The 13,945-nt window shown below is 63.9% G+C and carries 10 protein-coding genes; 6 read left to right on the top strand and 4 right to left on the bottom strand.

The annotated features are described in order from the left end of the window. The coding region (locus C6W88_RS20625) for a type I secretion C-terminal target domain-containing protein (RefSeq protein WP_146164692.1) at nt 1–2,650 on the top strand (2,650 nt) is incomplete at its 5' end. A 200-nt stretch (nt 2,651–2,850) separates the two neighbouring features. Here C6W88_RS20625 and cobO read toward each other — a convergent pair. Together cobO and C6W88_RS20615 are read right to left on the bottom strand one after the other, a co-directional pair. Next, nucleotides 2,851–3,456, bottom strand: coding sequence for a cob(I)yrinic acid a,c-diamide adenosyltransferase (gene cobO, locus C6W88_RS20620; protein WP_045992569.1), 606 nt, complete (start codon nt 3,454–3,456; stop codon nt 2,851–2,853). 78 nt (nt 3,457–3,534) lie between these two features. Beyond that, nucleotides 3,535–5,097, bottom strand: a complete 1,563-nt coding sequence (locus C6W88_RS20615; RefSeq protein WP_108133844.1) for a RimK family ATP-grasp domain-containing protein — start codon at nt 5,095–5,097, stop codon at nt 3,535–3,537. A gap of 317 nt (nt 5,098–5,414) precedes the next feature. Here C6W88_RS20615 and C6W88_RS20610 point away from each other — a divergent pair, with 317 nt between their 5' ends. The 4 genes from C6W88_RS20610 (at nt 5,415) to pepN (ending at nt 9,860) form a co-directional block, all read left to right on the top strand. Next, nucleotides 5,415–6,035 (top strand): GNAT family N-acetyltransferase, encoded by a 621-nt coding sequence (locus C6W88_RS20610; protein WP_108133843.1) that lies wholly within the window; start codon nt 5,415–5,417, stop codon nt 6,033–6,035. A gap of 27 nt (nt 6,036–6,062) precedes the next feature. Continuing rightward, the gene (locus tag C6W88_RS20605) at nt 6,063–6,548 is read left to right on the top strand and encodes a YajQ family cyclic di-GMP-binding protein (RefSeq protein ID WP_108133842.1); all 486 of its coding nucleotides are present in this window, start codon (nt 6,063–6,065) and stop codon (nt 6,546–6,548) included. Nucleotides 6,549–6,722: 174 nt separating this feature from the next. After that, entirely contained in the window at nt 6,723–7,103 is a 381-nt protein-coding gene (locus C6W88_RS20600) for a YbaN family protein (protein ID WP_231498735.1), read from the top strand. A 123-nt stretch (nt 7,104–7,226) separates the two neighbouring features. Next, complete coding sequence (gene pepN / locus C6W88_RS20595; RefSeq protein ID WP_108133841.1) at nt 7,227–9,860, top strand: aminopeptidase N; 2,634 nt, start codon at nt 7,227–7,229, stop codon at nt 9,858–9,860. 112 nt (nt 9,861–9,972) lie between these two features. On the opposite strand, the gene C6W88_RS20590 is transcribed toward pepN, so the two are convergent. Then, entirely contained in the window at nt 9,973–10,266 is a 294-nt protein-coding gene (locus C6W88_RS20590; RefSeq protein WP_045992573.1) for a hypothetical protein, read from the bottom strand. 297 nt (nt 10,267–10,563) lie between these two features. Then, a complete protein-coding gene (locus C6W88_RS20585; RefSeq protein WP_197037166.1) occupies nt 10,564–12,186 on the bottom strand; it encodes a cation:proton antiporter domain-containing protein in 1,623 nt (540 codons plus the stop codon). A gap of 258 nt (nt 12,187–12,444) precedes the next feature. Between C6W88_RS20585 and yegS the strand changes: the two genes are divergently transcribed. Then, entirely contained in the window at nt 12,445–13,374 is a 930-nt protein-coding gene (gene yegS, locus C6W88_RS20580) for a lipid kinase YegS (RefSeq protein WP_045993797.1), read from the top strand. The last annotated feature ends 571 nt before the right edge of the window (nt 13,375–13,945 follow it).

Below are 13,945 nucleotides of genomic sequence, written 5' to 3'. Positions count from 1 at the left end.
GACCGACTCCGACGGTGACGCCAGTGATCCGGCCACCCTGACCATCGACATCAAGGATGACGTGCCCCAGGTGTTCTCCGAGGCGGAGCACGCCCTGGAGAGTGGCAACGGCACTTTGGACTTCGGGCCCAACGTCGGAGCCGATGGGGTCGGGGAGGTGGTCTTTGCCGCCGCCCTCGACGGACAGCCGGCGACGGATAGCCAGGGCAACGCGCTGCGAGTCGACGGCAAGCCGCTGAGCTATCGTTTGAGCGCTGATGGAACGACGCTGTATGCCGAAAGCGCCGACGGTGCCGAGGACGGCTTCAGCGTCACGCTCAACGCAGCAGGTGACGGCTACAGCGTCGAGGTGATCGGTGCGATCACCAATGGCGAGGCGTTCGACTCAAGCCCGGCAGATGCACAGACGATCGGTGACTATCTGGCCTTGCACGCCGGCGATGACGTCGCGGTCAACGACCTCTTGCTGTCGGGAACGACCGACCAGGATAGCGACGGCTGTATCGCCCTTGGTACCGACGGGACCCTGCGCATCGATGCGCTCAAGGGCATCACCGCTTCCGGGACGACGCCTGAATGGCAGGACCACGTCGGCCTGACGAGCTATTCGCAGAAGGTCCATGTGACCAACGGCGTCACCGCCGCTCTGTTGCTCTCTGCCGTCGTGTTCGATGCTGAAGGCGCAGGCAGCGGTGATCCAGGGGCGACCAGCGGTGCCGCCATGGATCTGAGCGTCGATGACGTCAAGGTGTTCGACGCTCGGGGCGTGGATGTCACGGGAAGGGTGTCGTTGGTCGATACCGGCGATGGCATTGAGGTCGACGGCCTCAAGGATGGCTGGGAGGTGCGCCTGAGCACCGGTGACGATCGCCCCTTCGAGGCGGTCTCCATCGAGGCGCAGCAGAGTGGCAGTGAGTCCCCTGGCGATCTGTCACTGGGTGACATCAACCATCGCAGCGGCGAGCAGCGCGAGGACTTCGAGGTGCCCCTCGGTCTGGTCGGTGTCGATGGCGACGGCGATCGGCTCGAGAGCACCCTGACCCTTAACGGAGAGGCACCGGATACCCTGTACGTGGATGACAACGACAACAGCGAACAGGCCGGTGGTGATGGCGACGACGTGCTGATCGGCGACGCCGGCGGGGTGGCCCAGGCGCAGCCGGAGAATTACAACCTGTCACTGATCATCGACAGCTCGGGCAGCATGGGCAATGCGTCGGGCACCGCCGGCAAGACGCGGATGCAGCTGGCCAAGGACGCCTTGAACAACCTGCTGGAGCATCTCCAGACTTACGGCGGCACCATCAATCTGCAGATCGTGGACTTTGACTCCCTGGTTCGTCCTGGAGTCAATGGCGCTGGCCTGTCGGTCAACTCGCTGATCATTGAGAACTTCGGCCCTGATGATCTTCAGGATGCCATTGATTATATCGAGGCCATGGTGGCTTTCGGGGGCACCAACTACGAGGCTGGGTTCAACGAATCCGAGACGTTCTTCGAAGGTATTGCTGGCTCGACCTCGGGTTACAAGAACCTCGCGCTGTTTCTGACCGATGGCGAGCCGACTTACCATGTCAATAGCTCAGGTGGCTTCAGCGGCCCCGGAGGCAACAACAGCACCGCGGTGATGACGCAATCGATCGCCGCCTTCAATGACTTGGTCGCCAATGATGTCGAGGTGGCCGCCATCGGCATCGGCAACGGGATCAACGAGGAAACGCTTGAGTACTTCGATAACAGCAACGTCGATGGCACCGGAGGCCTGACCATTGGCGGTACGACGTTTAATGATCCGGTCGGCCAGGTTCAGATCGTCAACGACGAGGACGGTCTCAACAGTGCCATCCAGGAAGCCGCAGGAGGGCTTCTGGCACTTGGCGATGACGTCCTGTCGGGCGGAGGCGGCGACGACATCCTGATCGGCGATGTGCTCAACAGTGACCACCTGGCCTGGACGAATACCGACACCGGTGAGGTCTTTACCGCGGGTGGGCATGACGGTCTGGGCTACGAAGGGCTCTACGAATACGTCAAGTGGGGAGTCAATGGTGGTACCGAACCCACCGATGGCGAAATGATCGGTTATATCCGGGACAATCTCGATGACCTGATTGACGAGTCGCGTGATGAAGGCGGGATCAACACCCTGGTCGGCGGCGACGGCAACGACACCCTGATCGGCGGCGCCGGGGGGGATACCCTCCTTGGCGGCGAAGGTAATGACACCCTGGTTGGTGGCAAGGGCAACGATACGCTCGATGGCGGCGCGGGCAACGATATCATCGACCTGGGCACCGGTGCCGATGTGGTCGCCTGGAATGATGGCGACGCTGGCTCCAGTGCTGCGCCTGCCAGTGATGAGATCAATGACTTTACCCTGGGGGAGGTCGGCAGTGACGCCGAGGCCGATCGCCTGGAGATGGCGGATCTACTCGATGGAGCGACCGAGGCAAGCGTCAATGACTACCTCTACGCCGAGGAGGACGGTAGCGGCAATACCGTGCTGTACGTGAAGAGCGACGGTGGCATCGGCGCAGGAGGGGGCGAAGCCGATCAGGTCATTACCCTCAATGGCGTCGACATGGGGGGACAGGACTCGGCGACCTTCCTGCAGCAGATGATCGATGAAGGCCAGTTGCAGGTGGAGTAGCAGGTTGAGTTGCAGGGCCGTGGTCTCTCTCGGCGCACCCGGGGGAGGCCAACGCCGGACAGGGCTGACCGGTCTCGGCGAGTGAAAAGGAACAGAGCCCGGCTATCGTCGGGCTCTGTGTCGTCGAGACGAGCGGCTCTTGTGGCACGCGGCGCGAGGCGCCTATCGTCGCACGGGACGCGTGCCGGAGTTGGATGTGCTCAGAAGTCGATGCCGCGGCGGGCCTTGAGGCCATTGGTGAAGCCGTGCTTGACCTCCTGCATCTCGGTCACGGTGTCGGCCATGGCAACCAGTTCGCGATGGGCGTTGCGCCCGGTGATGATGACCGTCTGCTCGGCAGGCCGGTTGGCGATGGCCGTGCGCACGGTGTCGATGTCCAGGTAGCCGAACTTGAGCATGTAGGTGATCTCGTCGAGCACCACCAGATAGACCTCGGGGTCGGCCAGCATGCGGCTGGCCTCCTGCCAGACCTCGCGGCATGCCTGGGTGTCCGACTCGCGATTCTGGGTATCCCAGGTGAAACCGGTGGCCATGATCGCCACCTCGAGGTTGTCGTCGGCCTCGAGACGGTCGCGTTCTCCGCACTCCCACAGTCCCTTGATGAACTGCACCACGCCCACCCGGTAGCCGTAACCCAGGGCGCGGGTGACGGTGCCCCAGGCGGCGGTGGTCTTGCCCTTGCCGTTGCCGGTAAACACCAGCATCAGCCCGCGCTCCTCGTCGGCGGCGGCGACCTTGGCGTCGACGTGGGACTTGAGCTTCTCCATGGCCTTCTTGTGTCGGGTGTTTCTGTCCTGCTCGCTCATGCCGGCTCCCGCTGTCTGGTGAAAAGCGCAGGGTAGCCGAGGCGGACGCCGGCGTCAGCCCGGATATGCCTTTCCGCCTCAGCCGGGATCATTGGCTGGAAGGCTCTGGCGTCCCGCCTGGGGCGAAGCCGTGTTGGCCGAGCGTGCCTGTCGGCGCGCCTCCATGCGCCTGGCGAAGACCTCCATCAGGCGATCGTAGAGCGCCGCACCCAGCACGCTGTCCTCGATGCCCGCATCGATGTTGGGATTGTCGTTGACCTCGATCACCAGCACATGGTCGCCGACCTGCTTGAGGTCGACACCGTAGAGGCCATTGCCGATCAGCCGGGTGGCCTTGAGCGCCGCACGCAGCACGGCGGCCGGCACCTCGTCGATGGGGTGGCTGCTGAAGCCGCCGCTGCGGGTGCGAGCACCGGAATGATCGTAGATCTGCCAATGGCCACGGGCCATGTAGTAGCGGCTGGCGAACAGCGGAGCACCGTCGAGCACGCCGATGCGCCAGTCGTATTCGGTAGGCAGCCATTCCTGCAGCAACAGCAGGTCCGAGCTCTTGAACAGGGTATCGGCTTCCCGCGCCAGCGATTCGCTGGACGTCACCTTGACGATGCCACGGGAGAAGGCGCCATCGGGGACCTTCAGCACCCTCGGGTAGCTGAGCCCCTGCGTCTGCTCGAGGAGACGTGCTCGATCCGAACGCTTGAGCAACAGTCCCTCGGGAGCGGCGACCCCCCGGGTGCGAAGCAGTTCATGCAGATAGACCTTGTTGGTGCAGCGCAGAATGTCCTGGGGTGCGTCGATGACCACCAGGCCTTCGTGTTCGGCACGCCGGGCCATGCGCCAGGTGGGGTGGTCGAGGGCGGTGGTCTGGCGCAGAAACAGAGCGTCGAACTCGGCCAGCCGGGCGCTGTCGCGATGGGTGATCAGCGAGACATTGATGCCCTGGCGCCGACCGGCGCGGATAAATTGCTTGAGCGCGCCCTTGTTGCTGGGCGGCAGGTGTTCTTCAGGGTCGATCAACATGGCCAGGTCGAAGCGATAGCGCCTCCGCGCCCTGGGGGTACGCCAGATCTTCAGCGAATGGCGATTGAGGGCGCGAGCGAAGGCGTCCTGCTCGTCTTCATGAAGCCGCCCAAGCGCAAGCGGACGCAGCCGCACCAGTCGATAGCCCTGGGCGGTGCGATTCAGGCGCGCCTCCATCAGCGGACAGGGCAGGCGCTCGAACAGGCGGCGGGCGACGCGTGCCAGCAGGGGCTCGACGCATTCGCCGAACAGCACCCTGAAATGGACGTCATCGCCGAGTCGCTCGACTGCAGCGGGCCGGCTCAGCTCATCGAGCAGTCCGGTAAGGCCCTCGAGCTGCATGTCGGTGGTCGACTTGCGGCGCAGGGAGTTGAGGGTATCGACACTGGGGATCACTCTGGCGCCTCGCGCCTGGGCGAGCAGCGAGACATAGTAGCCTCGGCCCAGGTAGCCGAGGTCGGAACACAGGTTGATGACCTGTGCGTTGGTGGCGCCCGAGGTGGCCTTGGCATCGGCGATGTCCGCGGCGTCGACATAGTGGTCGGCGTCGATCACATCGTCACTGGGGTGGTAGGGCTGCCAGTCGCGCTGGCGGTCGACAACGATACGCAGGGCGCACATCGCAAGAATTCCTCGGCAAGGGGCGAGATAGGGGCGAGACAAGGGGCGAAACTGGGACGAGACAATGGCGGAGCAAGGGTGAAGCAAGGCCGAAACAAGGTGATAGCCCGAAGCCGGAGGACACCGCACGAGTCGGGGTAGAGGTCAGGGCCGACGGTGGCAGGATGCGCCTGGGTTGGCGGCAAAGCAATACGGCAAGAAAGTGAAAAATATTCATTCTGTCGGCGGCTGACAGCGCCGTGTGGGCCAGACAGAATCAACAGATAACACACGTCGCCCGAGTCGGGCGTCGGGCTGCCGAGACGGGACCTCTCACTATGCCACTTGCCTTGCGTTCGGCCACCCCAAGCGATCTCGATGCCCTGGAGGGACTGGAGAGTCGCGGTTTTTCGGGGGACCGCTTCACTCGTCGCCAATTGCGCCACCTGCTCCAGCGCGCCCATGGGCTGACCCTGATCGCCGAGGACGCCACCGGCTCCGTTTTGCCGCTCGGCTACGGTACCTTGCTGTTTCGTCGCAACAGCCGCGCAGCGCGCCTCTATTCGCTGTGTGTGGCCCCCGAGGCGCGTGGCCAAGGAGTGGGAAAGGCCTTGCTCGAGGCGCTCGAGCGTGACGGGTGCAAGCGTGGCTGCGAGCGCATGACGCTGGAGGTGCGGGCCGACAATCGTGTTGCTCTCGGCCTCTATCGACGGGCGGGCTTTCGCTTGGCTTGCTGGCTCGACGACTACTACGAGGATGGCTGTGCCGCCTGGCGCATGGTCAAGTCGCTGGGCCTGTCTCGAGAGCAGCCTGCCGTCGTGCCTCGGGGTTCACCTTCCGTGGCAGCTCCAGCGACATCTTCGGCGCCGTCTTCTACACCACCTTCCGAGCCGTCCTCCGTGACATCCGGGGAGGACTCGGTAGTGACACCCTGCGGGTCGCCGTCGATGGTAGACTAGCGTTTTTGTCAGCGGAGCAGAGCGAGCATGCCCTCTTTCGATATTGTGTCCGAATTCGATCGCCACGAAGCCCAGAACGCCGTGGACCAGGCTAACCGTGAGGTCCAGGGGCGCTTTGACTTTCGCGGTGTCGACGCCGGTTTCGAGCTGTCCGATGAATCCGTGGCGTTGCACGCCGAGGTCGACTTCCAGCTCAAGCAGATGCTCGACATCCTGCGCAACAAGCTGATCGCCAGAAGCATCGACCCGCGCATCATGGACGTTCAGGACGCTGAGCTGTCCGGCGTCAAGGCGCGTCAGACGGTCGCCCTCAAGCAGGGGCTGGAGCAGAAGGAAGCCAAGGACATCGTCAAGCGCATCAAGGACTCGAAGCTCAAGGTCCAGGCCCAGATTCAGGGCGACAAGGTACGCGTGACCGGCAAGAAGCGCGATGACCTGCAAAGTGTGATGGCACTGCTGCGCGCTGATGAGGGCCCTGATCTGGCGCTGCAGTTCGACAATTTCCGCGACTGACAGGATCGGCGGCTGACATGTCTCTGTTGCCGGCATCGTGAGGCGAGTGGCCCTGCGGATTCGGCAGGCTACTGGCCTGATAGCGGCGTCCGATTGGCCTCGTCGCACCCGCTGCGTTTCAATAAGTGAATTCTTGACCAATTGGCGTGGCGAGTGCGCCGCCGGAGTTCGCCCTTGATTTCCACCACCCGTCGCCTGGCCTGGCAGTTGCTGGCCTGGACCAGCTTTGCCCTCGGTGTCATCGGGGCCTTCGTGCCGCTGTTGCCCAGTACCTGCTTTCTGCTGGTGGCGGTGTGGGCGGCGTCGAAGGGGTCGCCGCGGTTCGCTCGCTGGATTCGCAGTCATCCTCGGTTCGGCCCTGCGGTGGTGGCCTGGGAAGAATCCGGTGCGATTCCCCGTCATGCCAAGTGGATGGCGCTGGCGATGCTGTCACTGTCGGTGGTGGTGCTGTTGATCACGGTGTCACTGTGGTGGTTGAAGCTTGGGTTGACCGTCATGCTGATAGGGATTGCCATCTGGATCGTGACCCGGCCCGAGCCCGCCTCCTCGTCCTGACGTCTTCCGCCTTGATCCGTTTCGCCTGATGGTTCCGACGTGCTCCGGGTCGCGCCGGTTCTTTGAGCCCGGCACGTCCGTACCCGTACAATATCGTCGACTTTTCTGATTGGAGCATCCCCGATGTCCGACCCCCAGCCGATCCATCTGAGCGACTATCGTCCGCCGGCCTACCTTGTCTCACGCACCGAGTTGACCTTCGACCTGGCGCCTGGCACCACCCGCGTCAAGGCACGCCTGCATCTGGAGCGTCATCCCGAGCGCGAGGCTGGTGCACCGCTTTGGCTGGATGGCGAGCAGCTTTCGCTCAAGGCCATCGCCATCGATGGCCAGCCGCTGGAGGAAGGCGAGTACGAACTGACCCGCAAGGGGCTGTCGATTACCGGTGCGCCGGAGGCGTTTGTTCTGGACACCGAGGTCGAGATCTCGCCCGAGGACAATACCGCGCTATCCGGCCTCTACCGTTCCGGTGGCATGTTCTGCACCCAGTGCGAAGCCGAAGGGTTCCGCCGCATCACCTTCTACCCGGACCGCCCGGACGTGATGGCGACCTTCTCGACCACCGTGATCGGCGACCTGACTCGTGAGCCGGTGTTGCTGTCCAACGGCAATCCGGTGGAGCGGGGAGAGCTGCCGGATGGCCGCCACTTCGTGACCTGGGACGATCCTCATCCCAAGCCCGCCTACCTGTTTGCGCTGGTGGCCGGTGACCTGAAGAAGGTCGAGGATCGCTTTACCACCATGAGCGGCCGCGACGTCACCCTGCAGATCTGGGTCGAGGAAGAAAACCTCGACAAGACCGACCACGCCATGGGCTCACTCAAGCGTGCCATGCGCTGGGATGAAGAGGCCTACGGTCGCGAGTACGACCTGGACCTGTTCATGATCGTGGCGGTCAATGATTTCAACATGGGCGCCATGGAGAACAAGGGGCTCAACATCTTCAACTCGGCGGCGGTGCTGACCCACCCCAACACCGCCACCGACGCTGCCTTCCAGCGGGTCGAGGGAATCGTCGCCCACGAGTACTTCCATAACTGGTCGGGCAACCGCGTTACCTGCCGTGACTGGTTCCAACTGTCGTTGAAGGAAGGCTTCACCGTCTTTCGCGATCAGAGCTTCTCGGCCGAGGTCAATTCCGCGCCGGTCAAGCGCATCGAGGAAGTGTCGTTCTTCCGCACCGCCCAGTTCGCCGAGGACGCAGGCCCCACAGCGCATCCGATTCGCCCCGACTCCTACATCGAGATCGGCAACTTCTACACCCTGACCATCTACGAGAAGGGTGCCGAGGTGGTGCGGATGCTGTCCAACCTGGTGGGGCCGGAGACCTTCCGCAAGGGCTCGGATCTGTACTTCTCGCGCTTCGACGGGCAGGCGGTCACCATCGAGGACTTCGTCGACTGCATGGCCGAGGTGTCCGGGCAGGATCTCGAGCAGTTCATGCGCTGGTACTCCCAGGCGGGTACGCCGGAGATCGACGCCTTCGGGGAGTACGACTACGCCAACTCCCGCTACCGCCTGATCCTGCGTCAGCGCACGCCGGCCACCCCCGGCCAGCCGGAGAAACAGGCGCTGCATATCCCCATTCGCCTGGGCCTGGTCGGCACCAAGAGCGGCCGCGACCTGTCGATGACCCTGGACGGCGAGAGCCTGGGTAGAGACGCCGTGATTCATCTGCGTGAAGACGAGCAGGAGTTCATCTTCACCGATATCGAAGAGGCTCCGGTGCCCTCGCTGCTGCGCGGGTTCTCGGCGCCGGTCAAGCTGTCCTTCCCCTATTCGCGGGAGGATCTGGCCTTCCTGATGGCCCACGACAGCGATGGCTTCAACCGCTGGGACGCCGGCCAGCGGCTGACCCTGCTGGCACTCGATGATCTGATCGCGGCCCACCGCAATGGTGTCGAGAAGGTCATGGATACGCGCCTGGTCGAGGCCTTCCGCGCACTGATCGAGGAAGGCAATGACGACAAGGCGGTGCTGGCCGAGATGCTGCAATTGCCGAGCGAAGCCTACATCGCCGAACAGCAGCCGCTGGTCGACGTCGACGCCATCCACGCCGCGCGCACCTTCATCCAGCAGTCGCTGGCGCAAGAGCTGCGTGACGAACTGCTGGCACTGTATCGCGACAACCAGAGCGACGCCGCCTACGCGCCCACGCCCGAGCAGATCGGCCAGCGCGCCCTGAAGAATGTCGCGCTGTCCTACCTGATGAGCATCGAGGACGAGGTGGCGATCGAGCTGGCCCAGGCCCAGTTCGAGGCCGACCACAACATGACCGACGTGCGCCAAGCGTTGACGTTGCTGGTCCACAGTAGCCGCTCGGATATCGCCGATCCGGCACTCAAGGCCTTCGGGCGCAAGTGGTCCCACGATCCGCTGGTGATGGACCAGTGGTTCAGCCTGCAGGTGACCCGCCCCCAGGCGGACGCCCTGGATCGGGCGCGCTATCTGATGGAGCACCCGGCCTTCTCGCTGAAGAACCCCAACAAGGTGCGCGCGTTGATCGGTGCCTTTGCCGGGCAGAACCGGGTCAACTTCCACCGCCTGGATGGCGAAGGCTATCGCCTGCTGGCCGACGTGGTGATCGAGTTGAACCGGCTGAACCCCGAGATCGCCGCACGCATCATCACGCCGCTGACCCGCTGGCAGCGCTTCGACGAGGCTCGCCAGGCGCTGATGCGCGCCGAGCTGGAGCGCATCCGTGGCGAGGAACTCTCGCCCAACGTCTACGAGATCGTGGAAAAGGCGCTGGCCTGATGTAGCGACGACGATCGCTGCTTGAGCCACCGTCATGAATGCCAACGCCGCCCCTCGGGGCGGCGTTGTGCTGTGTGCTACCGGCTCGGCTGGCCTTGAAGCCCGTCCCGCGTCAGGGCAGCAGCATGCCCAGGGTCAAGAGGCCCAGCAGTGCCCACAGCAGGGCGGCGATGGGGGAGCCTGTGAGGATCGCGCGTAGACCCCGCCAAAGAAAGAAAAGGCCCAGCACCAGCAGCGCCAGGGTGAAGAAGGTCGGTGCGATGCCCAGCGAGCGAGACAGGCCGTCGATAAAGCCGGCGGCGGCGTCATCGATGCTGTTGAAGAAGGTGCCCAGGGTATCGACCACAAAGCGAATCAGGGTGCCAAGGGCCTCGCCCAGCCAGGTAAAGACGTCTTCCACCGCCATGCATCCTTGTCGTGGAGCTTGCAAAGGGCCTCGGCGCGCGCCTTGAGCACGAGCCTTGGCCATGGGAGCCCCGAGTATCCGCATCCGACCTGTCCACGGCAAGCCCCGTGGCCGAGCGCGTCTGGGTGTTGCACAGGTCTGCGCGCGCCACTTGCTAGGGCTTGTCTGAAAAGTGCCTGCGCTCGGTAATACGGCGTTAAAAATCGGATCAACATGCTCATTTACACCCCGTAAACTGCGCTGTCTCACCGATTTTTGCCTTGTCTAACCTTCGCTCGTCGACTTTTCGGACAGCGCCTAGCCGAGTTGTTCGGTACGCGAGATGATTCCCGCTTCCTCCGCCGCGCTGTCGGCCAGGGCGCGGCCGGCCTCGTCGTAGACGTGGTAGACCGCGTGGGCGCCCAGTTCGCGGATGGTGTCGATCTCCTCCAGGTACTCGACCACGGCGGTGATCTTGCCCGGGAAGTGGCGGCTTCGCAGCTGCTTCAGGGCGAACAGGTTACCGGCATGGTGGGGCATCGCCAGCACCACCAGTTCTACCTGAGAGGACATCAGCATCTTGTCCCAGAAGTCCGAGTCTACGGCGTCGCCCTCGACGATATTGAAGCCCTTGTCGGCCAGCATCTTCACGCTCTTGGGATTGGAGTCGACCCCCAGCACCTTGAGTCCATACTCCTTGGTCAGGCGACGGTAGACGCTGCGACCGATACGGCCCATGCCCAGCACCACCGCTTCGGCGTCGCCGACCTCGATGGGGCGGTCGCTGGGGGACAGCGACGCCTCGTCGACCGGTGGCAGGCGTGGCTCGAGCCAGCGGTAGAACTGCTCGCTGACGGCATTGAGGATCGCCGATACCACGAAGCTCAGCGCGACCGCGAGCGACACCACCACCAGCCACTGCGGCGCCAGCCAGCCGCTGGATACCGCGATGGCGCCGACGATCAGACCGAACTCGGAATAGTTGCTCAGGCTGAGGGTGGCCAGCACCGAGGTACGGTGGCGCATGCCGAAACGCATCAGAATAAGCTGGTAGAGCAGGCTCTTCAGCGGCAACAGCGCCACCAGCAGCAGGGCGATGCCGAACAGCGACCAGCTGGGCAGGGCGGTAAGGCCGATGCTCAGAAAGAAGCCGACCAGCAGCAGTTCCTTGATATTGAACATCGAGCGCGACAGCGTCTGGGCGGCGGGGTGGGGCGCCAGCAGCATGCCGATGATCAGCGCCCCGAGATCCCCCTTGACGCCGACCGCCTCGAACAGGCCGTAGCCCAGCACCAGGGCCATCACCACGCCACACAGCATCTGCATCTCGCCGTGGCCCATGCGGTCGAGCAGCCGCCGCAGCAACGGCGCCAGCGGCAGCAGCGCGAACAGGCCCAGGGCCCAGGGGCTCGGCAGCTTGCCGGTGGAGGCGGTGAGAAAGATCACCGCAAACAGGTCCTGCATGATCAGGATACCGATGGCCAGGCGTCCGTAGGCCGCATGGGTCTCGCTTCGCTTTTCGAGGACCTTGACCACGAAGACGGTACTGGAGAAGGACAGGGCGAACGCCAGCACCAGCAGCGTCGTCAGGTCGAGTCCAGCGAGTAGACCGTTGGGTGACGTCAGCCAGCCGAGGGTGACGATCGCCTTCAGGACAGCCAGAATACCTACGAACAGCACGACGCTTGCCAGCATATGCAGGCTGGCGCCTCCCCAGACGTCCGGGCGCAGCAGGGTCTTGACGTTGAGCTTGAGACCGATGGTAAACAGCATCAGGGTGACGCCAAGGTGGGCGATCAGCGTCAGGACCGGCGTTTCGTCGTAGCCGAGAGCATTGAGGATGAAGCCACCGGCGAGAAAACCCACCAAGGGTGGTAGTCTGAGGGCCATGGCGGCCAGGCCTGAAACAAAGGCGGTCAGCACAAAAATTGGTTCAATCATGCAGGAACTCGGTCGCAAAGGGGGGCGTGTCTTGATCAATTGTAAGGGAAATACGGGTCAAGTCAGCGCTATGGCTGCGATTGTGCCCGTCCCGCAACAGCATAGGTGCGGCGTCGGCAGCAGGACGTGGCTGGACGCCGGCAGGTGTCGGATCGCCGCTGCGGGCCTCCATGCCGGGGGAAGGATGTGATGAAATAGGCGCCGCACAGGGAGGATGTGCGACTTTCATGAACCTCATGTGAAAAAGGAAGCGTCAGGATGACCCAGCCGCCGGGCACCAATCGGCTGATCCTCAACGGACAATCGGCGCAATTGCCGGAAGTGCGAAGCGCTGTCTTCGCCTGTCGGCGAGGCGGCCTCGATGTGGACGTGCGTGTCACCTGGGAAAAGGGCGACGGCGAACGCCAGGCCACCCAGGCTGGACGCGATCGGGTCAAGCGGGTCATCGCCGGCGGTGGTGACGGTACCGTGCATGAGGTGGTCAACGGGCTGATGCAGTTGCCGCGCGAAGAGCGTCCGGAGCTTGCCATCATGCCGTTGGGCAGCGCCAATGACCTGGCCAAGTCCCTGGGCCTGCCGCTCGGCCAGGCAGCGTCGCTGGACGCCGCCTGTCGTCTGCCCAGCCGCTGGGTGGATGTGCCAAGGATGAATGATCGCTATTTCATCAACATGGCCACCGGTGGTTTCGGTGCCGAGATCACCACATCGACACCGAAGCCGCTCAAGCGCTTGATGGGCGGGGGAGCCTACTCGGTGTTCGGTGCCTTCAAGGCCTGGCGTTATCAGCTCTACCAGGGCCACCTGGCCTGGGATGGTGGGGAGAGTCGAGCGGGCATCTTTCTGCTGGGTATCGGCAATGGCATCCAGGCCGGTGGCGGTCAGCAGTTGACGCCGGCGGCGCGACTGGACGACGGCCTGTTCGACGTGCTGCTGGTGCGTGACTTCCGCTCGCTGCGCCAGCTTCGGGCAATGATGCAGGAACTGCGGGCCAGGCCCTACCATGGCCAGTACGTCGACGCCTTTCGCAGCGCCTGGTTGCGCTTTGAAGCCGATGGCGAGGCGCGCCTGCCGCTGACGCTGGACGGCGAAGCCTGCTATCAGCGCGCGTTCGAGGCCCGGGTCATGCCGTTGGCGCTGCGTCTGACCATGCCCGACAGCTGTCGCATGGCCTCACCCCGGGGAGAATGATCAGGGCGGGAGCCGCCATAGACGTCGCCCGATAGGCGAGATTGCGGCTTGCTGCAGCGCCAACGCAAGTTGCGTGGCCGGGGTGGCTTTGGTGCAATAGCGCGCGATCAATCATGGAGATTGGGCGCATGGACAAAGGCTTTATGGAGAGAAGACGATGGCAATGACCCCTCGAATGGCGGCGGCCCTGGTGGCACTGAGCGTACCGCTGTGGCTGGTTGGGTGTGATGGAGAGGAGCCCCCGGCGTCTCAGAGTGAGCCTTCAGCTGTTCAGGAAGAGCCTTCAGCTGCTCAGGAAGAGCCTTCAGCTACTGACGAAGAGCCGTCAGCGACTCAGCAAGAGCCCTCAGCTACTGACGAGGAGCCCTCAGCGACTCAACAACAGCCATCCGCTTCCGAGAGCGGGATGTCCGCAGCCCAGTCCGAGTCATCGAGTGAAGCGGCGTCGAGCGGGGCCGACGGGGCGCAGACCAACAGTGACGCCGATGGGGCCGATGTAGACCTCGGCAGCAGTGCCACCGACACCCTGGAGCAGGGCCAGGCGCTGCCGGGGGAGAGCACCGAGTCAGAT

This window comes from Halomonas litopenaei (genome assembly GCF_003045775.1).
GTDB classification, from domain to species: Bacteria; Pseudomonadota; Gammaproteobacteria; order Pseudomonadales; family Halomonadaceae; genus Halomonas; species Halomonas litopenaei.
This window is presented reverse-complemented; position numbering and strand designations above follow the sequence as displayed.